The organism is Rhodanobacter sp. C01 (assembly GCF_002001045.1).
Classification (GTDB): Bacteria; Pseudomonadota; Gammaproteobacteria; order Xanthomonadales; family Rhodanobacteraceae; genus Rhodanobacter.
This window is the reverse complement of record NZ_MUNR01000009.1, coordinates 77,902-99,876: the sequence shown is the minus strand read 5'-3', so window position 1 is coordinate 99,876 and position 21,975 is coordinate 77,902. Positions and strand designations below refer to the sequence as shown.

Sequence of the window (21,975 nt, the reverse complement as noted above, 5' to 3'; positions counted from 1 at the left end):
TTTCCTCGCAAAGTGAGGCCTGATCCGGTCTATCCTGTGAAGCGTCCAGGCGCAGCCGAGGGAACCGGATCATGAATATCCTGCTTTTCGGTGCCACTGGCATGGTTGGCCAGGGGGCATTGCGCGAATGCCTGCTTGCCGATGACGTGACGCAGGTGACGACGCTCGGCCGCAGCCCGACCGGCCAGCAGCACCCGAAGCTGCGCGAGCTGGTGCATCGGGATTTGTCCGATTGCAGCGCGATCGAATCCGAGCTGACGAATTTCGATGCCTGCTTCTTCTGCATCGGCGTGACCTCGTCCGGCATGACGGAGACGCAGTACACGCGCCTGACCCATGACCTCACGCTGGCTGCGGCACGGACGCTGGCACGGCTCAACCCGCAGATGACCTTCGTCTATGTTTCCGGTGCCGGCGCCGACAGCAGCGAGGCTGGGACGGTGATGTGGGCGCGAGTGCGCGGGCGGCTTGAGAACGCACTGCAGCGCCTGCCGTTCAGGGCGGTGTATGTGTTCCGGCCCGGGATCATCCAACCGCTGCATGGCATCCGCTCGAAGACGGGTGCGTATCGCTGGTTCTATGCGCTGACACGGCCCTTGCTGCCGCTGCTGCGCCGATTGCTGCCGAATATTGTGCTGAGCACCGAGATCGTCGGTCGCGCGATGCTGGTAGTGGCTCGCCGTGGCGCACCCGGGGCAGTGCTGGAGGCTGCTGACATCAGTGCGCTCGGGCGTGCCTGAGGGCGTGTTATCGCAAGGCAACCAGCTATGGACGGTTGCAGCAACCTCGTGATTCACCCACACACGCGGACAGTTTCATCCGCAGCTGCGAGCGACCTGGTCGGCACGTTCCCGTGCCTTGAGACGCCGGGAAGACCAGGCTGGAAGGGCGCGCCACTCCCCCGACATTGCAGGATTGCAGTGCGGTAGCCAGACAGGCCCGGCGCCACAGGCGCCTCATGCTCGCGACAGGCACGGACAGCGCGTTACGCTGGCCAACATCGACCCTCCGACGTCCGGGACAGAAGCAGATGTCACGGGGTCGTGCCGGCGCCCGCATCATGCGTCATACATATGTATATGTGAGTTCGAGAGCGAGGCACGCATCAAGGATTTCCGGCATCACTGTTCGATGCCGGGGTAGGGCCGGCACACGAACCTCTCGTGCCGGTCGGTCAACCCAGCAACCCACCCGAAAGTCCAATCGCGAGGAGAATCAGATGAACATTCATTTCGAACGTACCGGTGCATTGACCGAATTGACCAGCTACCCGCAATGGGCGCAGGACATGGTGGTCGAATGTGAGAGCACCAAGCAGCGCGTCCTGGATCACGATATCTGGGCCATGATGGTCGACCTGCAGCTCGATCATGAGTCCACCCGCAACTTCATGATGGGACTGTGGCCCTTCATCGAGCGGTTCCCGAGCTTCATGGCGCTGAACCTGCTGAAGACCCGTTATGGCCGCAGCCCGGGCGACGACATGGCACGGCGTTGGCTGGTCCGGAACATCCGGGTCGAGCAGAACCATGCCGAATACTGGCTCAACTGGTCCGAGGGCGCAGGGGTTCCACGCACTGAGCTGTTGCACGGCGTCATCCCCCACGGCACCGACGGACTCACCCGCTGGTGCGAGGAAATCAGCGCCCGCGGTACCCTCGCGGCCGGCATGGTATCGACCAATTACGCCATCGAGGGAGTCACCGGCGAGTGGTCACGGATGATCTACGAGAGTACAAAGTACCGCGAGAGCTTCGATCCATCGATCAGGGCGTCGAGCCTGCGCTGGCTGCACCTGCACGCTGCGTATGACGATGTCCATCCTTGGGAGGCATTGGATATAGTGTGCACGCTGATGGGCAAGGCACCTTCGGTCGACGAGGTGGCGCACCTGGTCGAGTGCATCAAGCGGAGCTACATGAGCATGATCCTGCTTGGTGACCGCTGCATCCGGACGTGCCGCGACTTGTGGGTGGCAAGAGAGGCAGTGGCCTGAGCAGCAGCTGGAAGCATGCTGAAGCAACGGAACGCTGCCGTGTCATCAATCCGAGATGGACATTAGATGCGTTTCGTCGGTAACAGTCTGCAACGGCCATTGTCTCGGCGTCTGATGCCGCTGGTCTATGCACTTGCGGTTGCCATTGCGTTGATCATGGCGTTGACCTGGGGTGTACTGCAGGTCCAGGTCACTCTCGCTGGTTTCCTCAACAGCGAGAGTGTCTGGTCGAAGGCGCAGAAGCAGGCGGTGATCGACCTGGACAACTATGCCATCGATGGCTCCGCTGCAGATCTTGCCAGCTTCAGGAACAACAACGGGCTGCTCCAGTCCGACCGCTGGGGGCGTGATGCCATTGCTTCCGGGCATTTTCGCCAGGAAGACATCACGCGGGTGTTCACCCGCGGCAACATCATGCCGGCCGCACAATCGGGCATGACTTTCATGCTGCAGCATTTTTCCGGCGCGCCGCATGTACGAGAAGCCCTGGCGGCCTGGCATTCCACCGATGCGTCGCTGGACGAGCTGGGCACGATTGCCGATGAACTGCAGCAGGCCTATCGCAACGGCGGCCCATCCAGTGCGGAGATCACGCGACAGCGCGCCCGGATCCATGCGCTCAATGCCTACGTGGCACCGCGTACGAACGTGTTCTCGATCGAGATGGTGAAGGGGGCGGTATGGCTTGGCCAGCTGCTGTTCTGGGGTGTGCTTGGCGCGTTTTTCATCGCTGCGCTGCTGTGGCTGCGCATGGGCCGGCGCATTCTTGAAAGCATCCGCGGCAGCGAGGAGCGTTATCGCCTGCTGTTCGACAGCGCTGCCGATGCGATCGTGATGGTCGACGAGAACAGCGGGCGCATTCTCGACGTCAACCGAACGGCTGCGGCATGGACCGGGCGTGATGCAGGCGAACTGATCGGCGACCGTTTCGTGCATCTGTTCAAGCAGTCGCTGGCGGGGCAGCAGGCCGGTCGCGCAGCCAGCAATGTGCTGCTCGGCGAAGCGGGCACAAAGCGATCGGTGGAGACTCAGAGCAGTGTGGTCACCTGGGGAAACATGCCGGTGCGTCAGGCGATCATCCGGGACATCTCCGAGCGCGTGGCGATCGAGCAGGAGCGCAAGGTCGCGGCCGAGGCGCTGGCCAGCATCGTCGAGGGCGTGATCATCGCCGACGCCGATCGCCGCGTGATCTCGACCAATGCCGCGCACACCGACATCACAGGGTTCACCTTCCAGGCGTTGCGTGGCAAGCGTTTCGACGACAGCCGGCGTCTGGCCGACGGCAAGCCCCTGCCGAAATCGATCTGGGTCGATATCGCTGGCGGTCACAACTGGATCGGCGAGGTGCAGAGCACCCGCAGCGACGGCAGCACTTACCCCGAACACATCAGCATCAGCGCGATCCGCGACGCGGACAATCAGGTGTTGTACTTCGTCGCGGTGTTCACCGACATCCATGAGGCGAAGCTGCATCAGCATCGGCTGGAACACCTGGCGCGGCATGACCCACTGACCGGGCTGGTCAACCGGGCGGAATTCGAACGGCGTTGCAGCGAGGCCATTGCGGTGGCCGAGCGCGAACGGCTGGCGGTGGTCGTGCTGTTCATCGACCTGGACGCATTCAAGATCGTCAACGACAGCTACAGCCATGCGATCGGTGACCGCCTGCTGATCAAGGTCGCGGAGCGCATATGCCGGCAGTTGTCGGAGAGCGACGTGGCAGGGCGCATCGGTGGTGACGAGTTCACCGTACTGATCAACCGGCTGGGCTTGCGCGAGGACGCGCGTGCGATCGTCAACAGGCTGCTGGTCAGCCTGTCCGAGCCGCTGGTGATCGACGATTACGAGGTCGTGCTCAGTGCCAGCATCGGCGTGGCCGGCTATCCGCTGGATGGCGTCGATGCGGCGGCGCTGATCGCCAACGCCGATGCCGCGATGTACACGGCGAAAACCGAAGAGCGCAACACGTTCCGCTTCTACACGCCGATGATGCATGCAGATACCCGCCGACGCCTACAACTGGCCAGCGAATTGCGGCAGGCGCTGGCGCGCAACGAGTTCCATATGCTCTACCAGCCGAGCGTCGAGCTGCGCACCGGGCGCATCGTGGCGGTGGAGGCGCTGCTGCGCTGGCAGCATCCGGATCGTGGCGAGGTGCTGCCGGGAGAGTTCATTCCGGTGGCGGAAAGCCTGGGCATGATCCGCCGAATCGACGAATGGGTGATGCAGGCCGTATGCGCGCAGATCCAGGTCTGGGATCTGGCCGGCATGCCGCCGATCCGCGTGGCGGTGAATGTCTCGGCACGCTGGTTCGGCCACCCGGCGTTCGTCGACGGCGTCAGCCGCACCCTGCAGTCGCGGCAGCTGTCGCCTAAGCGCCTGCTGCTGGAGATCACCGAGAGTGCGATGTTGCGACTGGGCGACGAGACCGAGCGCACGATGCGCACCCTGCATGCGCTTGGCATCGACGTGGCGGTCGACGATTTCGGCACAGGCTATTCCTCGATGGCCTACCTCAAGCTGCCGGCCGTGGCCTTCCTGAAGATCGATCGTTCCTTCGTCACCGGCCTGCCCGGCAACACGAACGATGGCGCGATTGCCGAGGCCATGCTGGCGATGTCCAGAAGTCTTGGCCTGGGCACGATCGCGGAAGGCATCGAGACCGAGGCACAACATGATTTCCTGCTGCGCGCCGGTTGCACCGAAGGGCAGGGTTATCTGTATTCGTACCCGCTGAAGGCCGACGAGGTCCTGCACCTGCTGTGCCCGAACCAGCCGCAGGTTCCATCGTCACGACTCCGCCTGGTGCCACCCAGGCGCAACTGAAGGCCCGGTCGGGAGCAGCTGCTACAACGGCGAGCAGTGCCGGTTCAACCATTCCAGGTCGGCGTCGTCCAGCAAGGGACTGAGTGCCGCCCGTACGCTGGCATGGTAGTCATCGAGCCACGCGCGCTCTTCCGGGTTGAGCAGGCTCGGCTCGAGGGCGCGGCGGTCGAATGGGCACAGTGTCAACGTCTCGAACGCGTTGAACTCACCGAATTCGGTGCGGTCGGCCTCGACCACCACGGCCAGATTCTCGTGACGGATGCCGTGGCGGCCGGGCTTGTACAGGCCCGGCTCGATCGAACTGATCATGCCCGGCTCCAGCGCCACCAAAGCGCCCCCGGCGACGGGTGGGCGGATGCCGTGCGGGCCTTCGTGCACGTTGAGGAAATAGCCCACGCCATGACCGGTGCCATGGCCGTAGTCCATGCCGCAGGCCCACAAGGGGGCACGAGCCAGCGCGTCGAGCTGAGGGCCGCTGGCTCCTTTCGGAAAGCGCGCACGGGACAGGGCGATCATGCCTTTCATCACCAGGGTGGCATCGCGCCGTTGTTCCGGCGTGGTCTCGCCAAGCGCCAGCACGCGGGTGATGTCGGTAGTACCGCCGAGATACTGGCCACCCGAATCGATCAGCAGCAGGCCTTCGGCCTGCAGCGTGCTGTGTGATTCCGGGGTGGCGCGGTAATGCGGCAGCGCGCCGTTGGCCTGGTAGCCGGCGATGGTGGCGAAGCTCTCGCCGACCCAGCCCGGTTGGGCCGAACGCTCTTCGTGCAACAGGGTGTCGACATCCAGTTCGGTCACCGTCATACCGGCGGCAAGGCGCTGTTCCAGCCGGCGGAAGCCGCGTACCAAGGCGGCACCGTCGCGGCGCATCACGTCGCGGATATGCTCGAGTTCGGCAGCGCTCTTGATCGCCTTGAACGCGGTACTCGGGTTGGCTGCCTCGATCCGGCTTACGGTCGGCGCAATCGCCGCGGCAATCGAGCTGACCACCCGGCCACTGTCCAGCAGCAGGTGGTCGGCGGCGCCGAGTTCCTGCAGGGTCGAGGTGATCGAGGCGTAGTCGGCGATGCCGATGCCGTCGGTAGCCAGCGCCGCGACCAGCACATCACTGAGCTTGGCGCGGTTGACGAACAAGGTGGCGCGGCTGTCCACCTGCACCAGCAGATGGGCGAGGAAGACCGGGTTGCATTCCACATCGCTGCCACGCAGGTTGGTCAGCCAGGCGATGTCATCGAGGCTGGAGACGAGGTGATGGGTGGCACCGAGCTTGCGCATCGCGGTGCGCAGACGGCCGAGTTTGTCGGTGCGCGAGATACTGGCATAGCTCGGGTCGTGCTCGACCACCGGTGCCTGCGGCAACGCAGGACGGTCTAGCCAGATGGCCCCGGGCAAATCCAGATCGACACGCAGGCTGGCACCGGCTTCGGCCAGCCGCCGCTCGATCTGCCGCTGGGTGGTCAGTGCCACGCTGTCGCCGGCCACCGCCAGCACATCGCTCTCACGCAGATGCTGCTGCAACCATCCCAGATGCTCGGCTGCGTGCGGCACGCGCAACTTCATCAGGGCGATGCCGCTGCCGGCCAGTTGCTGTTCGGCCTGCGCGAAGTAGCGCGAATCGGTCCACAGCCCGGCATGATCAGCGGTGACGATCAGGGTGCCGGCCGAGCCGGTGAAGCCGGATAGCCATTCGCGCGCCTGCCAGTGCCCGGGCAGGTATTCGGACAAGTGCGGATCGGCGCTGGGAACGAGGACGGCGGCGACGGCATGCTGCTGCATGGCCGCGCGCAGGGCGGCTAGACGGGCGGGGATGGGGGAGTTCATCCAGTCATGCTAGCAGGCGGTCAAGCGCTGTTTCACCCATCGTGGCGGCCGTGGAGATGAACCAAAACGATGAAATATCCACTGCCATCTCGCAGCGGGACGCTTCTGCAGCTAAAATGCCTAATTTCCAGCACGGCTGCTTTCCATGACCCCCCTGATTTTCGTCACCGGCGGTGTGGTGTCCTCGCTTGGCAAGGGCATTGCTGCGGCGTCGCTCGCTTCCATCCTCGAAGCGCGCGGACTCTCGGTCACCATGATGAAGCTCGATCCCTACATCAATGTGGATCCGGGCACGATGAGTCCCTTCCAGCACGGCGAGGTCTACGTGACCGACGACGGCGCGGAAACCGACCTCGACCTTGGTCACTACGAGCGTTTCGTGCACACCCGCCTGACCGGCAAGAATTCGATCACCACCGGCAAGATCTACGACGCCGTGATCCGCAAGGAGCGTCGTGGCGATTACCTGGGTGCCACCGTGCAGGTGATCCCGCACATCACCGACGAGATCAAGCACTGCATCCACGAGGCCACACGCGGTTTCGACGTGGCGCTGGTGGAGATCGGCGGCACGGTCGGTGACATCGAATCGTTGCCGTTCCTGGAGGCGATCCGCCAGCTGCGCATCGAGCACGGCCCGGAGAAGGTGGTGTTCATGCACCTTACCCTGGTGCCGTATATCAAGGCCGCCGGCGAGATCAAGACCAAGCCGACCCAGCATTCGGTGAAGGAGCTGCGCTCGATCGGTATCCAGCCGGACATCCTGCTGTGCCGCTGCGAGCAGCCGCTGCCCGAAGGCGAGCGCCGCAAGATCGCACTGTTCACCAACGTGCCCGAGAACGCGGTGATCAGCGCCGCCGACGTGGACATCATCTACAAGCAGCCGCTGTGGCTGCACCAGCAGGGGCTGGACGACATCGTGGTGAAGAAGCTCGGCCTCGATGCGAAGCCGGCGGACCTGTCCGCCTGGCAGCGCACGGTTGACGCGGTGGAACATCCAAAGGACGAGATCATCGTCGCCATCGTCGGCAAGTATGTCGAGCACAAGGATGCCTACAAGTCGCTGGGCGAGGCACTGCGTCATGGTGGCATCAAGCAGCAGACACGGGTGACCCTGGACTGGATCGATTCCGAGCAGGTCGAGGCCGAGGGTGCCGCCAAGGTACTTGGCAAGGCCAACGCGATCCTGGTGCCGGGTGGTTTCGGCAAGCGCGGCTTCGAGGGCAAGATCCTCGCCGCGAAATATGCGCGTGAACATGGCGTGCCGTACTTCGGGATCTGCTACGGCATGCATGCGGCGGTGATCGATTTTGCCCGCCACGTGGCCGGTCTCACCGAGGCCGATTCCAGCGAAAACGACCGCAACACGCCTGATCCGGTGATCGCGCTGATCACCGAGTGGACCACCGCCAGTGGCGACGTCGAGCAGCGCAGCGACCGTTCCGACCTCGGCGGCACCATGCGCCTGGGTTCGCAGGAATGCCGCCTGAAGGCCGGTACGCTGGCGCGCGAACTGTATGGCCAGGACGTGGTGCGCGAGCGCCATCGGCATCGCTACGAGTTCAACAACCGCTATCGCCAGCCGTTCGAGGACAAGGGCCTGGTGATCTCCGGCAAGTCGATGGACGACCTGCTGGTGGAGATGATCGAGCTGCCGCAGCAAGAGCACCCATGGTTCCTCGCCTGCCAGGCGCATCCGGAATTCACCTCGACGCCGCGTGACGGGCATCCGCTGTTCATCGGTTTCGTCCGTGCCGCCCGCGAGTTCAAGGCCGTGCACGAAGGTGAGCGCCTGGCCCAGGAGTCGATTGCATGAAGCTGTGTGGTTTCGAGATCGGACTGAACCGACCGCTGTTCCTGATCGCCGGCCCGTGCGTGGTCGAGTCCGAGCAGCTGCAGCTGGATACCGCCGGCACGCTGAAGGAAATCACCAGCAGGCTCGGCGTGAACTTCATCTTCAAATCCAGCTTCGACAAGGCGAATCGCTCCTCCAGCGAGAGCTTTCGCGGGCCGGGGCTGGAAGAGGGGCTGCGCATCCTCGCCGAAGTGAGGCGGCAGATTGGCGTGCCGGTACTGACCGACGTGCATGAATACACGCCGATGGACGAGGTCGCCTCGGTGGTCGACGTGCTGCAGACGCCAGCCTTCCTGTGTCGGCAGACCGACTTCATCCAGAAGGTCGCGCGTGCCGGCAAGCCGGTGAACATCAAGAAGGGCCAGTTCCTGGCGCCGTGGGACATGAAGCACGTCGTGGCCAAGGCCAAGGCGGTCGGCAACGACGACATCATGGTGTGCGAGCGTGGCGCCAGCTTCGGCTACAACAACCTCGTCTCGGACATGCGCTCGCTCAGCGTGATGCGTGATACGAACTGCCCGGTGGTGTTCGACGCCACCCATTCGGTGCAGCTGCCGGGTGGCCAGGGCGCCACTTCCGGTGGCCAGCGCGAGTTCGTGCCGGTGCTGGCACGCGCGGCGATTGCGGCGGGCGTGGCCGGCCTGTTCGCGGAGACGCACCCGGATCCGAGCAAGGCGCTCAGCGATGGCCCGAACGCGTGGCCGCTGGGCAAGATGGAAGCGTTGCTGGAAACGCTGATGGAGCTGGATGCCGTGACCAAGCGGCACGGTTTTCTGGAGCAGACTGTTTCCTGAAATAGCGAGCGCAGCGATGCGCTCTTTCACTATCATCACATCATGAATACAACGGACACTGCATGAGCACTCTGATCACCCGCATCCACGCCCGTGAAATCCTCGACTCGCGCGGCAATCCCACGCTGGAAGCCGAAGTCACTTTGGCTGGCGGTGGCTTCGGTCGCGCTGCAGTACCGAGCGGCGCCTCCACCGGTTCGCGCGAAGCGGTCGAACTGCGCGACGGCGACAAGTCGCGTTATGGCGGCAAGGGTGTGAAGCATGCGGTGGCGAACGTCAACGGCGTGATCGCCGAGACACTGAAGGGTTTCGACGCAGCCGACCAGAAAGGTCTCGACGCCAAGCTCATTGCGCTGGACGGCACGCCGAACAAGAGCAAGCTGGGTGCGAACGCACTGCTCGGTGTCTCGATGGCGGCGGCACATGCGGTGGCTGCTTCGCGCGACGAGCCGCTGTGGAGCTACCTCTCCCATGGCAAGCCGGGCGCGCTGCCGGTGCCGATGATGAACATCATCAACGGCGGCGAGCATGCCGACAACAATATCGACGTGCAGGAATTCATGGTGTTGCCGGTTGGCATGCCGACGTTTGCCGAAGCGTTGCGCGCGGGCGCGGAAATCTTCCATGCGCTGAAGAGCGTGCTGAAGGGGCGGGGCCTGAGCACCTCGGTGGGCGATGAAGGTGGTTTTGCACCGAACCTGCGCTCCAACATCGAAGCGCTGGACACCATCCTCGAAGCGATCAACAGGACCGGTTACAAGATCGGCGGCGAAATCCTGCTCGGTCTCGATGCAGCCAGCTCGGAGTTCTACAAGAACGGCAAGTACGATCTGGCTGGTGAAGGCAAGCTCTATACGTCCGAACAGTTCGTTGACCTGCTGACCGACTGGGCGAAGCAGTACCCGATCATCACCATCGAGGACGGCATGGCCGAAGGTGACTGGGCTGGCTGGAAACTGTTGACCGACAAGATCGGCGATCGCATTCAGATCGTCGGCGACGATCTGTTCGTGACCAATCCGGCGATCTTCCGCGAGGGTATCGAGAAGCACATCGCCAACTCGATCCTGATCAAGGTCAACCAGATCGGCACGCTGTCCGAGACGCTGGAAGCGATCGCGATGGCGGATGCGGCGAAGTATTCGGCGGTGATCTCGCATCGCTCCGGCGAAACCGAGGACACCACCATCGCCGATATCGCGGTGGCCACCACGGCGACCCAGATCAAGACCGGCTCGCTGTGCCGCAGCGACCGCGTGGCAAAGTACAACCAGCTGCTGCGCATCGAGGAGCAGCTCGGCGCCGCTGCGCGTTACGCCGGCCGTAATGCGTTCCCCAACCTGACCCGCCTGCCGGACTGAGCGGAGTCGTCGGCTGCCCATGCTGCGCTGGATCGCCCTGATTCTGATCATGGTCCTGATCGGACTGCAGCTGAAGCTGTGGTCCGGCAGCGGCAGCATGCATGAGGTGGACAGCCTGCGCGTCGCAGTCAAGAAGCAGACCGACGAGAATGCAAGGCTGCAGCAGCGCAACCAGTCGGTCGGCGCCGATGTATTCGACCTCAAGCATGGTGACCAGGCAGTCGAGGCGCGAGCGCGCACCGAGCTTGGGTTGATCAAGCCGGGCGAAACGTTCTACCAGGTGGTCGAGCCGCCGGCGAACGCTGGCAGCGCACAACCTGCACCGACTACGTCTGCCGGTTCGCCATGAAGGCACCGTCCGTGTGGTGCGTGGTGCCGGCGGCCGGGCGCGGCATGCGCGTCGGCGGGACCTGTCCCAAGCAATACCTTCCGCTGGCCGGGCGCCCGCTGATCGAGCACACCCTGGAACGGCTGGCCGCCCACCCGCAGATCGTCGGGCTGCTGGTAACGCTTGGAGCGGCGGATACGCATTGGCCTGGTCTCACAAAACTCAACGGCAAGCCGGTGCATACGGCCATCGGCGGTGCCGAGCGCAGTGATTCGGTGCTGGCGGGGTTGGAGGCGTTGCCGGAGGCGGTAACTGCCGACGATTTCGTGCTGGTGCACGATGCCGCGAGACCTTGCGTACGCCTGGCCGATATCGGCAAGTTGATCGAACTGGCCGGCGCAGCCGATGGCGGCCTGCTGGGTGCACCGTTGCGCGACACGCTGAAACGTGCGGATGCTGACGGTCGCAGCGGGTTGACCGAGCCGCGCGACCAGCGCTGGCGTGCCTTCACACCGCAGATGTTCCGGCGTGGACCGCTGTCCTCGGCGCTGCGCGAGGCGGCTCGGCGTGGGGTCAACCCCAGCGACGAGGCAATGGCGATGGAGCAGGCCGGTTTCGCGCCCTTGCTGGTCGAGGGAGCCGAGGACAATATCAAGGTGACCACGGCGGCGGATTTCGCGCTGGCCGAGTTCCTGCTTGCGAGGACGGGCACATGAGGACGGGCGCATGAGAATCGGTAGCGGCTTCGATGTGCATGCTTTCGGCGAAGGCGACCACGTCACGCTCGGTGGTGTGCGTGTGCCGCATCGACGTGGTGTGGTCGCCCATTCGGACGGCGACGTGGTGATCCATGCATTGTGCGATGCGATCTTCGGTGCGCTGGCGCTTGGTGACATCGGCTCGCACTTCCCGCCCAGCGACGAGCGCTGGCGCAGTGCGGACAGTCGCCAGTTCCTGCGCCACGCGGCCATGTTGATGGCACAGCAGGGCTACGCGCTGGGCAATGCCGATGTCACGGTGATATGCGAGTCGCCTAAGGTCGGCCCGCACGCGCACTCGATGCGCGAAAACCTCGCCGCCGATCTGGACAGCGAAATCGGTCGTATCAGCATCAAGGCCACCACCACCGAGCAGCTCGGTTTCACCGGGCGCGGCGAAGGTATAGCAGCGCAGGCCAGCGTCCTGCTCGAACGGCGTTGAGCGCTGTCTGTTTCCATCTGACAGCCGGCATGACCGGCGGAGTGTCATGTCCGAATCCGAACTTGCCGATGCCTCGTTGCCATGGGCTTGCGGTGTGCCGCCATTGCAGGCGAAGTTGCGCAGCACCCCCGAGGATTTCTTGGTCGAGGAAATCCTCGGCTATGACGCCGACGGCAGCGGCGAGCATGCGCTGCTTTGGGTGGAAAAACGCGGTGCGAATACGGACTGGGTCGCGCGCGAATTGGCGAAATTTGCCGGTGTGTCGCAGGTGGCGGTGGGTTATGCCGGACTGAAGGATCGTCATGCCGTCACCCGGCAGACATTTTCGGTGCAGCTGGCCGGCAAACCCGATCCGGACTGGTCGGCGTTTCCGCATGCGGACGTGAAGGTGCTGGCGGCGACCCGGCACTCGCGCAAGCTCAAGCGTGGTGCACTGCGCGGTAATCGTTTCGTGCTGGTACTGCGCGAGACGCAGGGCGATCGCGACGCCGCCGAACAGGTCCTGCGGCAGATGGCAGCGCGTGGTGTGCCGAACTACTACGGCGAACAACGCTTCGGCCGCGAGGGCGGCAATGTGGCGCAGGCACGGGCGATGTTCGCTGGTCGTCGGGTCGATCGCGACAAGCGTTCACTGCTTTTGTCGGCCGCACGTTCGCAGATCTTCAACAACGTCCTGGCAGCGCGCGTCGATCGCGGCACCTGGGACAAACCGCTGGATGGCGAGATCTGGTCGCTGGCTGGCTCGCGCTCATGGTTCGGACCGGAGCCGTTCACTGACGTGCTGGCCGAGCGACTGGCCCGCGCCGACATTCACCCCTCCGGTCCGCTGTGGGGCCGGGGTGAACCGCCGACGCAGGGCGAAGCCGGCGCGCTCGAACGTGAGATCGGCGCAGCCAGCGGTGATCTGGCCGAGGGCCTGGCTGCAGCGCGCATGGATCAGGAGCGCCGACCCTTGCGACTGGTGCCGAAGGATCTGAAGTGGCGCTGGCTGGGTGAAGATGCGCTGGAGCTGGCGTTCGAGCTGCCCGCCGGGGCCTATGCCACGGTCGTGGTGCGTGAGCTGGCGAGGTAGGGGCGCACAGGGGCGCTCCTGAAAAACGGGTTCAGCCTTTCAGCAACACGATCACCGCGCCGGTGCCGCCCAGTGCCGGCCGCGCCGAGGCAAACGCGATCACGTCACCGCGTCGGCGCAGCATGCGGTCGGTGAGGCCTTTCAACACCGGCCCGGACGCCTTGGAACGCAACCCCTTGCCGTGCACGATGCGCACGCAGCGCCAGCCGTTTTGCCTGGCTTCGGCCAGAAACGCGACGATGCTGGCCTGCGCGGCGGCGGCATTCATCTGGTGCAGATCGATGTCGTCCTGCACGCTGAACTGGCCCCGTTTGAGCTGGCGCAGCAGCTTCGGCGGGTAGCCGTCACGCAGGTAGCTCAGCTCCTCGCCGACTTCGAGCAGGGCGGGATCGAATGCGGTGTCGAGCAGCTCGCCCGGAACCGCAGCCTCGTCGGCCTCCAGCATGTGCGGATGTGGCGCGGGTTTCGTGGCAGCAGGTGGTGGCAGCACGGGGTCGAGGCGACGCACTTCACCGATCGCCTCACGGAACAGTCGGCTGTCGTCTTCGTCGATGGGTGTGGCCGCTCGGCGCTTCATGCCTGCATGCTAACCAAAGCACATGCGTCGCGGTCAACATGGATGAGCGGAACGATGTGAAACCGGCGGCATGCTCCGGTAAACTCGGGAGATACGGTACGCATCCTGGCGCCATGAACCACGGGGTCCATGAACCTCAGGTCATGGGCAAGCGTATCCGCAGCCTGTTTTCGATGGAGCATCATGCGAGTTCTGGTCAGTAACGATGATGGCGTGGATGCACCGGGCATTCGCGTGCTTGCCGAGCGTCTCGGTGCAGTCGGGCAGGTAACCGTGGTGGCGCCTGACCGCGATCGTTCCGGCGCCAGCAATTCGCTTACCCTCGACGCGCCGCTGCGCGTGCTGCCGATGGGCAACCGCTATTACCGCGTGGCTGGCACGCCGACCGATTGCGTGCATCTGGCACTGGCGGGGTTGCTGGACGAGGAGCCCGACATCGTGGTGTCCGGCATCAACAACTCGGCGAACCTCGGTGACGACGTGATCTATTCAGGCACGGTGTCGGCGGCGATGGAAGGGCGTTTTCTTGGCTTGCCGGCTATCGCGGTGTCGCTGGTCAGCCAGGATCACAAGGGTGAGCACTACGATTCGGCTGCCAGCGCCGTGCTGCTGCTGATGCAGCGCCTGCTGGTCGATCCGCTGCCGGCCGACACGATCCTCAACGTCAACGTGCCGGATCGACCGTGGGCAGAGATCAAGGGCTTTGAAGTGACCCGGCTGGGGCGCCGCCATCGTGCCGCACCGTGCATCGCGCAAACCGATCCGCGCGGCCGGCCGATCTGGTGGATCGGGCCGGCTGGTGAAGTGGACGATGCCGGCCCCGGTACCGACTTCGATGCCGTGCGTCGCGGGTTTGTTTCGGTGACACCGATCCATGTCGACCTGACGCGATTCCAGGCGCTGGAAAAGGTCAGCAGCTGGATGCAGGTGCTGAGCGACGACATGGCGAGCGGCCAGACCGCGCACGATGAGGCGGCCTGAACGATGAACCTCTATCCACTGCCGGCGGCGGAACTCAAGGGCGAGGGCATGACTTCGCAGCGCGCACGCGACCGCCTCGCGACCAGCCTGAAAGACGAGGGCATCCGCGACCTGCGGGTGGTCGACGTGATCCGCAACCTGCCGCGCCATCACTTCATCGACCAGGCCCTGCATTCGCGTGCCTATGAGAACACCGCGCTGCCGATCGGACATGGCCAGACCATTTCGCAACCGTGGGTGGTGGCGCGCATGACCGAAGCCTTGCTCGAGTTCGGGGTGCCGCAGAAGGTGCTGGAGATCGGTACCGGCTCGGGTTACCAGGCCGCGGTGCTGGCCGCGCTGGTGCCGCAGGTGTTCACGGTGGAACGGATCGAGGAGCTGTTGCGCCAGGCGCGTCGACGGTTCCGCCAGCTCGGCCTGACCAACGTGCGCTCGCGCTATGACGACGGCAAGCTCGGCTGGCCGGACGAGGCGCCGTTCGACGCCATCATCCTCACTGCCGCCGGCGACACCATTCCCACCCGGATCCTCGATCAGTTGAGTCCCACCGGGGTGCTGGTGGCGCCGGTCGGTTCACCCAGCCGGCAGACGCTGATCCGCATGCGTGGCGACGGGCAGGGCGATTTCATCCAGGAAGAACTTGGTGCAGTCAGTTTCGTGCCCCTGCTTGGCGGGATCGGTTGATGCGCCTGTTCGGGAATCTTTATGCGCGTGCACTGGTATGGGCGCGCGAGCCGAGGGCGGTGTATTACCTGTGCGGGCTGAGTTTCGTCGAGGCTTTCATCTTCCCGGTCATGCCCGAGGTGATGCTGGCGCCGATGATGCTGGGCAAGCGGCACAAGGCGTTTTTCTACGCCAACATCTCGCTGCTGTTTTCCCTGATCGGGGCGCTGGTCGGTTATGCATTGGGGCACTGGGCGTATGAGGCGGTACGGCCACTGCTCAGTCCGCACATGCAGGAAACCATCACGATCTGGGTGGAAAACCTGCGTGCCGACATGAACCAGCATTGGCTGGGCATGCTGGGAGCACTGATGCTGGCCGCGCTGCAGCCGGTGATCCCGATGAAATTCGTCACGTGGGCTGCCGGTATCGTCGGTGTGCCGGTGGTGCCTTTTCTTGCCTGCGTCGCGATTGGCCGTGGCAAGCGGGTGTGGCTGCTGGCGCTTCTTGTCCGGTTGTTCGGTGAGCGTGCAGAACACATGTTGCACAAGCATATCGAATGGATCGGCTGGGCTGTATTGCTGTTGCTTGGTCTTTTGCTGGGGTGGTGGCTCTGGTCCCACTGAATACCCGGCTCGCTGGAGCAGGCATGCATGAACTCGAGCAGGCCTGCATGAAAATGATGCCCCGTCTCGTTATGCTGGTGCGCATGAACCGACACCTCCGATTGCTGATGGCAACGACTGCCTGCCTGCTGTTCGCCGGCTGCACCACGATGCGCAGCTCGGTGGTGGTTGAGCCGGCAGCGGGCAACCCGTTCGGTCAGGGCGGCAGGACGATGCCGGCACGTACGCCGATTCCCGGTGGCAGTTACGAGGTGACCAAGGGCGACACGCTGTATTCGATCGCTTTCCGCAAGGGCGTCGATTTTCGTGATCTGGCGCAATGGAATGGCATTGCCGCGCCGTACACGATCTGGCCGGGACAGCGGTTGATGCTGTCGCCACCGGGCAGGTCCGCCGCCGCACATGTGGCCGGAACCCCTGCCATGCCTGCCCATTCCGCCACGTTGCCGGCACCGGCATCGACGCAAGGATTCGAGACGGTGGCCACCACGCCGTCAGCGCAGGGATCTGCGGGCGCGAACACGCATGTCGCGCCGTCATTGCCGACGCCGCCACAAGCTCCGCCGATACCGCGGCCCGTGCAGCCTGCCGTGACAGCCACCACGGCGGTGGTGCCGGTGGCCGGCGTGCCCAGTCCACCAGCACCAGTCGTGGCGTCGCCACCTCTTCCGGTATCGGTCAGTGGGCCCGCCCGCGCTGTCAGCGGCGTGAATTGGCGCTGGCCGGCCGAGGGCAGCCTGATCAGTCGGTTCCAGAGTGGGGACGCGATTCCCGGCATCGAGATTGCCGGCAAGCAAGGCGACCCGGTGCGGGCCGCCGCCGATGGCGTGGTGGTCTACAGCGGCAATGGACTGGTTGGCTATGGCGAACTGGTGATCATCAAGCACAACGACAGCTTTCTGTCGGCTTATGGCCACAACAGCAAGCGGCTGGTAAAGGAAGGCCAGCGGGTCAGCGCCGGTCAGCAGATTGCCGAGATGGGCTCCACTGGCGCCTCGCGCATCGAACTGGAATTCCAGATCCGCAAGGATGGCAATCCGGTCGATCCGCTGGGCTATCTGCCGTCGCGTTGAAGCGACTGAAGCCGACGGGTCGGCAGGCGGATGCCAGCCCGCTCAGCTCTCTGGCAGGATGAATCCGGCCACCACGCGGCGACCTTCGCCTGCCAGCAGGTTGTAGGTGCGCGCGGCGGCAGCATTGTCCATGACCTCGATGCCGACACCCTTGCGCAGGAAACCGGCCATGAATGCCGCTGGCGGAAATACCTGGCGCTCACCGGTTCCCAGCACTACCAGCTCGGGCTGCAAGGCCAGTACGGCATCGACATGGCTGGCATCCAGACTGTTTGCCGCAGCAACCGGCCAGTGCTCGATGGCCCGGTCCGGTGCTAGCAGGAAACTGTCCTGCAGTTCGCGGTCGATCAGGGTGACGCTGCGCGCGCTGACCCGGCGTACGAACAAATAGCCTTCGGGACGATCGAGCAACAGATCCATCGCAGTCCCTTCAGCGCGGGAGGGCGATTTTCGGCTCTTTGTCGTTGCGGCGGAACAGCACGACGACATGGCCGATCTGGTGGATTTTCTGGGCCCCGGTGCCATTGACGAGCACGTCGATCTGGGCCTGCCGCTCGTCTTTGTCGCCGCCGGACAGCTTCACCTTGACCAGTTCGTGGATATCCAGCGCCAGATTCAGCTCCTTGACCACGGCCTCGGACGCCCCCTTGTTGCCAAGCAGGATGACCGGGCTCAGATCGTGGGCGAGGCTGCGCAGGTAGCGGATCTGCGAGGAGGAAAGGGCCATGCGGTGGTGCTCGATTCGCGGTCAATGAACGGCAAAGGGTATCATGCGGCATCCCGTTCCCCAATCTGTGACCCCTACGACATGGCACGCAGCAAAAGCAGCGCAGTCTGGTTGCGCGAACATTTCAAGGATGAATATGTAAAGAAAGCCCAGGCCGAGGGCTTGCGTTCGCGTGCCGTCTACAAGCTGGAGGAGCTGATCGAACGCGATCATCTGCTCAAGCCGGGCATCAACGTGGTCGACCTGGGCGCGGCACCGGGAAGCTGGTCACAACTCGTGCGCAACCGCCTGGGCGATACCGGCAAGGTATTCGCATTGGATATCCTGCCGATGCAGAGTATTGCCGGGGTGGATTTCCTGCAGGGCGATTTTCGCGAGGAAACCGTGCTGCGCGAGCTGGAATCCCGCCTGGAAGGACTGAAAGTGGATCTTGTACTGTCGGATATGGCCCCCAATATGAGTGGAGTGGCCCTGGCCGACCAGATCCGTGCAATGGCGCTGGCTGATCTGGCGCTGGATTTCAGTCGCCAATGGCTCAAGCCGGGTGGTTCGTTCCTTATCAAGTTGTTCCAGGGTGTTGGCTTCGACGATTACTTGCGCAGCTTGCGCGCGGACTTCACCCGCGTAACCATGCGTAAACCAAAGGCCTCCCGCGCACGTTCGCGTGAGGTGTACGCGCTGGCGGTGGGGCGTAAGCCTGCCGTCGCGTCACCGGGCGAGAAACGTGCATGAATGAAACAGCTAAAAATGTGTTGCTCTGGGTAATCATCGCGGTGGTGTTGTTCGCCGTGTTCCAGAACTTCAATCCTCGCGGCACGTCGTCCTCGGACCTGGCGTACAGCAGCTTCGTGCAAAGCATCGACAACGGCAGCGTGGCCACGGCCACGATCAGTGCCGACCAGCCGGCCACGATCAGCGGCAAGCTCAAGGACGGCAGCACATTCCGCACGGTGGCGCCGATGCTCGGCTTCTCCACCAATGCGGTGGTGAAGCAGATGCAGGACAAGGGCGTGGAGGTTCGCCAGGATCCGTCCGAGGGCTTCTCGCTGATCGGTCTGCTGATCAGCTGGCTGCCGGTGCTGCTGATCGTTGGTGTATTCATCTGGTTCATGCGCCAGATGCAGTCCGGTGGCGGCGGTCGCGGTGCGATGAGCTTTGGTCGTTCACGCGCCAAGCTGCAGGGTGAGGACCAGATCAAGGTCAATTTCAGCGATGTCGCTGGTTGCGACGAGGCGAAGGAAGAGGTCGGCGAGCTGGTTGAATTCCTGCGTGATCCGGGCCGGTTCCAGAAGCTTGGTGGCAAGATTCCGCGCGGCGTGCTGATGGTCGGGCCTCCAGGTACCGGCAAGACCCTGCTGGCCAAGGCAATCGCCGGCGAGGCGAAGGTGCCGTTCTTCGCGATCTCCGGTTCCGACTTCGTCGAGATGTTCGTCGGTGTCGGTGCCAGCCGCGTGCGCGACATGTTCGAGCAGGCCAAGAAGCACGCGCCGTGCATCATCTTCATCGACGAGATCGACGCGGTCGGTCGCCATCGTGGTGCCGGTCTTGGCGGTGGTCATGACGAGCGCGAGCAGACCCTCAACCAGTTGCTGGTCGAGATGGATGGTTTTGAGGGTACCGAAGGCATCATCGTGATCGCCGCGACCAACCGCCCTGACGTGCTTGATCCCGCGCTGCTGCGCCCGGGTCGTTTCGATCGCCAGGTTGTGGTTGGTCTGCCTGACGTGCGTGGCCGTGAGCAGATCCTCAAGGTGCACATGCGCAAGGTGCCGGTGGCCAGCGATGTCAACGCAATGACGATCGCGCGTGGCACGCCGGGCTTTTCCGGTGCTGACCTGGCCAACCTCGTCAACGAGGGGGCGCTGTTCGCGGCTCGTGAGAACGCCCGTGAAGTGCGCATGAGTCATCTGGACAAGGCGCGTGACAAGATCCTGATGGGTGCCGAGCGTCGCTCGATGGCGATGAGCGAGGATGAAAAGAAGCTCACTGCCTATCACGAAGCTGGCCACGCCATCATTGGCCGGTTGGTGCCCGAGCATGACCCGGTCTACAAGGTCACGATCATTCCGCGTGGGCGTGCGCTCGGCGTCACCATGTATCTGCCCGAAGGCGACAAGTACAGCATCAACCGCGTGGCGATCCAGTCGCAGCTGTGCTCTCTGTACGGTGGTCGAGTGGCGGAAGAGCTGATTTTCGGTGCCGACAAGGTCACGACAGGCGCTTCCAATGACATCGAGCGCGCCACCAAGATGGCACGCAACATGGCGACCAAGTGGGGCCTGTCCGACGAGCTTGGTCCGATCACCTACGGCGAGGACGAGGATGAAGTGTTCCTCGGCCGCTCGGTGACGCAACACAAGAGCATCTCCAACGAGACTGCCAGCAAGATTGACGAAGTGGTGCGCGGCATTCTCGATCGTGCCTATGCGCGCAGCAAGGAGCTGCTGACTGCGAATCTCGACAAGCTGCATACGATGGCCGAACTGTTGCTGCAGTACGAAACCATCGATGCGCACCAGATTGACGACATCATGGCTGGCCGGGAGCCCGGACCGCCGGCCGACTGGACCAAGAACACGTCGTCCAGCACGCCTCCGCCTCCGCCTCCGAAGGGTGATGCCGGATCGGCCGTGGGCAAGGTCGAGCCGGCCACGCAGAATCGTTTCGGGCTGGATGGCTGATCCAGGTTTGGACGGCCATAGGCGTTTCGCCTGAGTGTGAAATCGAAAGAAGGTGGCCACTGGCCACCTTCTTTGTTTTCGTCGCCACGACGCAGCTTGCCAAGCTTGCGAGCAGACTCGCGAAGCCATGCGTGAGGCTGCGTCATTGCCACTCTGACGACAGGTGAGGAAAAAAATTCACGAAAAGTGTTGACGCGTAGGTCTGGAGCCTGAATAATTCCGCTCCTTGCTTCACCGCTTCGATGTTTCGATATCAAGGCAGCGAAGTACGAACGATTTTCTCAGTGCGCCCGTAGCTCAGTTGGATAGAGTACCTGGCTACGAACTAGGTGGTCGGGAGTTCGAATCTCTCCGGGCGCACCATTTTTATACGGCGAGGCGGGGTGCTTGCACCCCGTTTTGTTTTCACGGAGCAAGTGGTTTTTCTTCGTGAAGACGATGATCAAGCGACAAAGGTGTGCTTCGATACGGATTGACTGAGCGGAGCGGCACCCGTAACATTTCAAGGCTCCGGTGGCGACACGATCGGGGATTCGAAAACGGGGTATAGCTCAGTCTGGTAGAGCGTTGCGTTTGGGACGCAAAAGTCGGGGGTTCGAATCCCTCTGCCCCGACCAGCGAAACGTTCTACTGCGCAGTGACTGCGCCTGTAGCTCAACCGGATAGAGCATCGGCCTTCTAAGCCGACGGTTGCAGGTTCGAGTCCTGTCGGGCGCACCAGTTTCAAGATTTATGGTGGGTGTAGCTCAGCTGGTTAGAGTCCCGGATTGTGATTCCGGTTGTCGTGGGTTCGAATCCCATCATCCACCCCAATTTCAAGCTTGGTTTCAGGTACAAGCAAGTTCAGGGGCCGTTAGCTCAGTTGGTAGAGCAGTTGACTCTTAATCAATTGGTCGAAGGTTCGAATCCTTCACGGCCCACCAATCAAGCAAAACGCCGACCGCATGCGGTCGGCGTTTTGCTTTGCTGCACCTGATTCACGCTGATTGCCTGACTGGGGCATGTTGCGTCTGTGCTTGGCGATTGGTGCCCGGAAGGTTGCGCGATGGCGGCCGGCCGGCTTGTGCTGCGAGGCTTTGCAACCGTAAAATGGTCCGCTTTCGTACAAGGTAATCAGAGACTTGGATGGGCGTGGCGATTGCATGCCCGGTACAGCGGCCGGATTTGTGGAGTTGACGCAAATCAGTTTCAGAATCATGCGGTTGTATACAGGTCATGCGGGGCGACAAGCGAGAGTGGCGGAATTGGTAGACGCACTGGATTTAGGTTCCAGCGGGTAACCCCGTGGGGGTTCGAGTCCCCCCTTTCGCACCATGTCCCGTCAGATTTCCTTAGTTTTTGCAGGCGGCACAGCCGCCATGGCGCCTGTGGCAGGCCCACAACATCAGGTAGTA

20 protein-coding genes and 6 tRNA genes are annotated in these 21,975 nt (G+C 63.4%); 22 read left to right on the top strand and 4 right to left on the bottom strand.

Annotated elements, in window-relative coordinates:
* Nucleotides 1-71: 71 nt before the first annotated feature.
* The 3 genes from B0E50_RS06505 (at nt 72) to B0E50_RS06495 (ending at nt 4,822) form a co-directional block, all read left to right on the top strand.
* Nucleotides 72-740, top strand: coding sequence for an NAD(P)H-binding protein (locus tag B0E50_RS06505; RefSeq protein WP_077440380.1), 669 nt, complete (start codon nt 72-74; stop codon nt 738-740).
* Between the two features lie 479 nt (nt 741-1,219).
* The gene (locus B0E50_RS06500) at nt 1,220-1,996 is read left to right on the top strand and encodes an iron-containing redox enzyme family protein (RefSeq protein ID WP_077440379.1); all 777 of its coding nucleotides are present in this window, start codon (nt 1,220-1,222) and stop codon (nt 1,994-1,996) included.
* A 66-nt stretch (nt 1,997-2,062) separates the two neighbouring features.
* Entirely contained in the window at nt 2,063-4,822 is a 2,760-nt protein-coding gene (locus B0E50_RS06495; RefSeq protein ID WP_077440378.1) for an EAL domain-containing protein, read from the top strand.
* Nucleotides 4,823-4,843: 21 nt separating this feature from the next.
* Here the strand turns inward: B0E50_RS06495 and B0E50_RS06490 are convergent, their stop codons facing one another.
* Nucleotides 4,844-6,643: an aminopeptidase P family protein gene (locus B0E50_RS06490; RefSeq protein WP_077440377.1), complete on the bottom strand. Its 1,800-nt coding sequence runs from the start codon at nt 6,641-6,643 to the stop codon at nt 4,844-4,846.
* A gap of 145 nt (nt 6,644-6,788) precedes the next feature.
* On the opposite strand from B0E50_RS06490, the gene B0E50_RS06485 reads away from it, so the two are divergent.
* From B0E50_RS06485 to truD, 7 genes are all read left to right on the top strand, one after another.
* Nucleotides 6,789-8,459: a CTP synthase gene (locus B0E50_RS06485; RefSeq protein WP_077440376.1), complete on the top strand. Its 1,671-nt coding sequence runs from the start codon at nt 6,789-6,791 to the stop codon at nt 8,457-8,459.
* Nucleotides 8,456-9,292: a 3-deoxy-8-phosphooctulonate synthase gene (gene kdsA / locus B0E50_RS06480; RefSeq protein WP_077440375.1), complete on the top strand. Its 837-nt coding sequence runs from the start codon at nt 8,456-8,458 to the stop codon at nt 9,290-9,292. Before B0E50_RS06485 ends, kdsA begins: the two co-directional genes overlap by 4 nt.
* Before the next feature lie 62 nt (nt 9,293-9,354).
* Nucleotides 9,355-10,653 (top strand): phosphopyruvate hydratase, encoded by a 1,299-nt coding sequence (gene eno, locus B0E50_RS06475; protein WP_077440374.1) that lies wholly within the window; start codon nt 9,355-9,357, stop codon nt 10,651-10,653.
* Nucleotides 10,654-10,672: 19 nt separating this feature from the next.
* Nucleotides 10,673-11,002: a cell division protein FtsB gene (ftsB, locus tag B0E50_RS06470; protein ID WP_077440373.1), complete on the top strand. Its 330-nt coding sequence runs from the start codon at nt 10,673-10,675 to the stop codon at nt 11,000-11,002.
* The gene (gene ispD / locus B0E50_RS06465; protein WP_077440372.1) at nt 10,999-11,697 is read left to right on the top strand and encodes a 2-C-methyl-D-erythritol 4-phosphate cytidylyltransferase; all 699 of its coding nucleotides are present in this window, start codon (nt 10,999-11,001) and stop codon (nt 11,695-11,697) included. The genes ftsB and ispD overlap by 4 nt, the downstream gene beginning before the upstream one ends.
* Before the next feature lie 10 nt (nt 11,698-11,707).
* The gene (gene ispF, locus B0E50_RS06460; RefSeq protein WP_077440371.1) at nt 11,708-12,181 is read left to right on the top strand and encodes a 2-C-methyl-D-erythritol 2,4-cyclodiphosphate synthase; all 474 of its coding nucleotides are present in this window, start codon (nt 11,708-11,710) and stop codon (nt 12,179-12,181) included.
* 46 nt (nt 12,182-12,227) lie between these two features.
* Nucleotides 12,228-13,253 carry a tRNA pseudouridine(13) synthase TruD gene (truD, locus tag B0E50_RS06455; RefSeq protein WP_077440370.1) on the top strand — a complete coding sequence of 342 codons (1,026 nt, stop codon included), beginning with the start codon at nt 12,228-12,230 and terminating at the stop codon, nt 13,251-13,253.
* Nucleotides 13,254-13,284: 31 nt separating this feature from the next.
* Here truD and B0E50_RS06450 read toward each other — a convergent pair whose 3' ends face one another.
* Nucleotides 13,285-13,830, bottom strand: a complete 546-nt coding sequence (locus B0E50_RS06450; RefSeq protein ID WP_077440369.1) for a Smr/MutS family protein — start codon at nt 13,828-13,830, stop codon at nt 13,285-13,287.
* Nucleotides 13,831-14,013: 183 nt separating this feature from the next.
* Between B0E50_RS06450 and surE the strand changes: the two genes are divergently transcribed.
* The 4 genes from surE to B0E50_RS06425 all read left to right on the top strand — a co-directional run bounded on the left by surE (nt 14,014) and on the right by B0E50_RS06425 (nt 17,173).
* Entirely contained in the window at nt 14,014-14,811 is a 798-nt protein-coding gene (surE, locus tag B0E50_RS06440) for a 5'/3'-nucleotidase SurE (RefSeq protein ID WP_077440367.1), read from the top strand.
* A 3-nt stretch (nt 14,812-14,814) separates the two neighbouring features.
* A complete protein-coding gene (locus B0E50_RS06435; protein WP_077440366.1) occupies nt 14,815-15,495 on the top strand; it encodes a protein-L-isoaspartate(D-aspartate) O-methyltransferase in 681 nt (226 codons plus the stop codon).
* Nucleotides 15,495-16,100: a VTT domain-containing protein gene (locus tag B0E50_RS06430; RefSeq protein WP_077440365.1), complete on the top strand. Its 606-nt coding sequence runs from the start codon at nt 15,495-15,497 to the stop codon at nt 16,098-16,100. Before B0E50_RS06435 ends, B0E50_RS06430 begins: the two co-directional genes overlap by 1 nt.
* A gap of 71 nt (nt 16,101-16,171) precedes the next feature.
* Complete coding sequence (locus B0E50_RS06425) at nt 16,172-17,173, top strand: peptidoglycan DD-metalloendopeptidase family protein (protein ID WP_077440364.1); 1,002 nt, start codon at nt 16,172-16,174, stop codon at nt 17,171-17,173.
* Nucleotides 17,174-17,215: 42 nt separating this feature from the next.
* Here the strand turns inward: B0E50_RS06425 and B0E50_RS06420 are convergent, their stop codons facing one another.
* Complete coding sequence (locus B0E50_RS06420) at nt 17,216-17,593, bottom strand: Mth938-like domain-containing protein (RefSeq protein WP_077440363.1); 378 nt, start codon at nt 17,591-17,593, stop codon at nt 17,216-17,218.
* A 10-nt stretch (nt 17,594-17,603) separates the two neighbouring features.
* Nucleotides 17,604-17,900 carry a ribosome assembly RNA-binding protein YhbY gene (gene yhbY, locus B0E50_RS06415; protein ID WP_077440362.1) on the bottom strand — a complete coding sequence of 99 codons (297 nt, stop codon included), beginning with the start codon at nt 17,898-17,900 and terminating at the stop codon, nt 17,604-17,606.
* A gap of 81 nt (nt 17,901-17,981) precedes the next feature.
* On the opposite strand from yhbY, the gene rlmE reads away from it, so the two are divergent.
* The 8 genes from rlmE to B0E50_RS06375 all read left to right on the top strand — a co-directional run bounded on the left by rlmE (nt 17,982) and on the right by B0E50_RS06375 (nt 21,895).
* Nucleotides 17,982-18,632 carry a 23S rRNA (uridine(2552)-2'-O)-methyltransferase RlmE gene (gene rlmE, locus B0E50_RS06410; RefSeq protein ID WP_077440361.1) on the top strand — a complete coding sequence of 217 codons (651 nt, stop codon included), beginning with the start codon at nt 17,982-17,984 and terminating at the stop codon, nt 18,630-18,632.
* Nucleotides 18,629-20,581 (top strand): ATP-dependent zinc metalloprotease FtsH, encoded by a 1,953-nt coding sequence (gene ftsH, locus B0E50_RS06405; protein ID WP_168170820.1) that lies wholly within the window; start codon nt 18,629-18,631, stop codon nt 20,579-20,581. Before rlmE ends, ftsH begins: the two co-directional genes overlap by 4 nt.
* Nucleotides 20,582-20,867: 286 nt before the next feature.
* Nucleotides 20,868-20,944, top strand: a tRNA-Arg gene (locus tag B0E50_RS06400).
* Nucleotides 20,945-21,121: 177 nt separating this feature from the next.
* Nucleotides 21,122-21,198, top strand: a tRNA-Pro gene (locus B0E50_RS06395).
* A gap of 26 nt (nt 21,199-21,224) precedes the next feature.
* Nucleotides 21,225-21,301: transfer RNA gene (locus tag B0E50_RS06390), tRNA-Arg, on the top strand.
* A 15-nt stretch (nt 21,302-21,316) separates the two neighbouring features.
* A tRNA-His gene (locus tag B0E50_RS06385) sits at nt 21,317-21,393 on the top strand.
* A 35-nt stretch (nt 21,394-21,428) separates the two neighbouring features.
* Nucleotides 21,429-21,504 (top strand) — tRNA-Lys (locus B0E50_RS06380).
* A gap of 306 nt (nt 21,505-21,810) precedes the next feature.
* Nucleotides 21,811-21,895, top strand: a tRNA-Leu gene (locus B0E50_RS06375).
* Nucleotides 21,896-21,975: the final 80 nt, after the last annotated feature.

Coding starts and splice junctions, on each gene's coding strand:
- B0E50_RS06505 (WP_077440380.1), top strand. CDS start 72: ATGAATATCCTGCTTTTCGGTGCCACTGGCATGGTTGGCCAGGGGGCA.
- B0E50_RS06500 (WP_077440379.1), top strand. CDS start 1,220: ATGAACATTCATTTCGAACGTACCGGTGCATTGACCGAATTGACCAGC.
- B0E50_RS06495 (WP_077440378.1), top strand. CDS start 2,063: ATGCGTTTCGTCGGTAACAGTCTGCAACGGCCATTGTCTCGGCGTCTG.
- B0E50_RS06490 (WP_077440377.1), bottom strand. CDS start 6,643: ATGAACTCCCCCATCCCCGCCCGTCTAGCCGCCCTGCGCGCGGCCATG.
- B0E50_RS06485 (WP_077440376.1), top strand. CDS start 6,789: ATGACCCCCCTGATTTTCGTCACCGGCGGTGTGGTGTCCTCGCTTGGC.
- kdsA (WP_077440375.1), top strand. CDS start 8,456: ATGAAGCTGTGTGGTTTCGAGATCGGACTGAACCGACCGCTGTTCCTG.
- eno (WP_077440374.1), top strand. CDS start 9,355: ATGAGCACTCTGATCACCCGCATCCACGCCCGTGAAATCCTCGACTCG.
- ftsB (WP_077440373.1), top strand. CDS start 10,673: ATGCTGCGCTGGATCGCCCTGATTCTGATCATGGTCCTGATCGGACTG.
- ispD (WP_077440372.1), top strand. CDS start 10,999: ATGAAGGCACCGTCCGTGTGGTGCGTGGTGCCGGCGGCCGGGCGCGGC.
- ispF (WP_077440371.1), top strand. CDS start 11,708: ATGAGAATCGGTAGCGGCTTCGATGTGCATGCTTTCGGCGAAGGCGAC.
- truD (WP_077440370.1), top strand. CDS start 12,228: ATGTCCGAATCCGAACTTGCCGATGCCTCGTTGCCATGGGCTTGCGGT.
- B0E50_RS06450 (WP_077440369.1), bottom strand. CDS start 13,830: ATGAAGCGCCGAGCGGCCACACCCATCGACGAAGACGACAGCCGACTG.
- surE (WP_077440367.1), top strand. CDS start 14,014: ATGCGAGTTCTGGTCAGTAACGATGATGGCGTGGATGCACCGGGCATT.
- B0E50_RS06435 (WP_077440366.1), top strand. CDS start 14,815: ATGAACCTCTATCCACTGCCGGCGGCGGAACTCAAGGGCGAGGGCATG.
- B0E50_RS06430 (WP_077440365.1), top strand. CDS start 15,495: ATGCGCCTGTTCGGGAATCTTTATGCGCGTGCACTGGTATGGGCGCGC.
- B0E50_RS06425 (WP_077440364.1), top strand. CDS start 16,172: ATGCTGGTGCGCATGAACCGACACCTCCGATTGCTGATGGCAACGACT.
- B0E50_RS06420 (WP_077440363.1), bottom strand. CDS start 17,593: ATGGATCTGTTGCTCGATCGTCCCGAAGGCTATTTGTTCGTACGCCGG.
- yhbY (WP_077440362.1), bottom strand. CDS start 17,900: ATGGCCCTTTCCTCCTCGCAGATCCGCTACCTGCGCAGCCTCGCCCAC.
- rlmE (WP_077440361.1), top strand. CDS start 17,982: ATGGCACGCAGCAAAAGCAGCGCAGTCTGGTTGCGCGAACATTTCAAG.
- ftsH (WP_168170820.1), top strand. CDS start 18,629: ATGAATGAAACAGCTAAAAATGTGTTGCTCTGGGTAATCATCGCGGTG.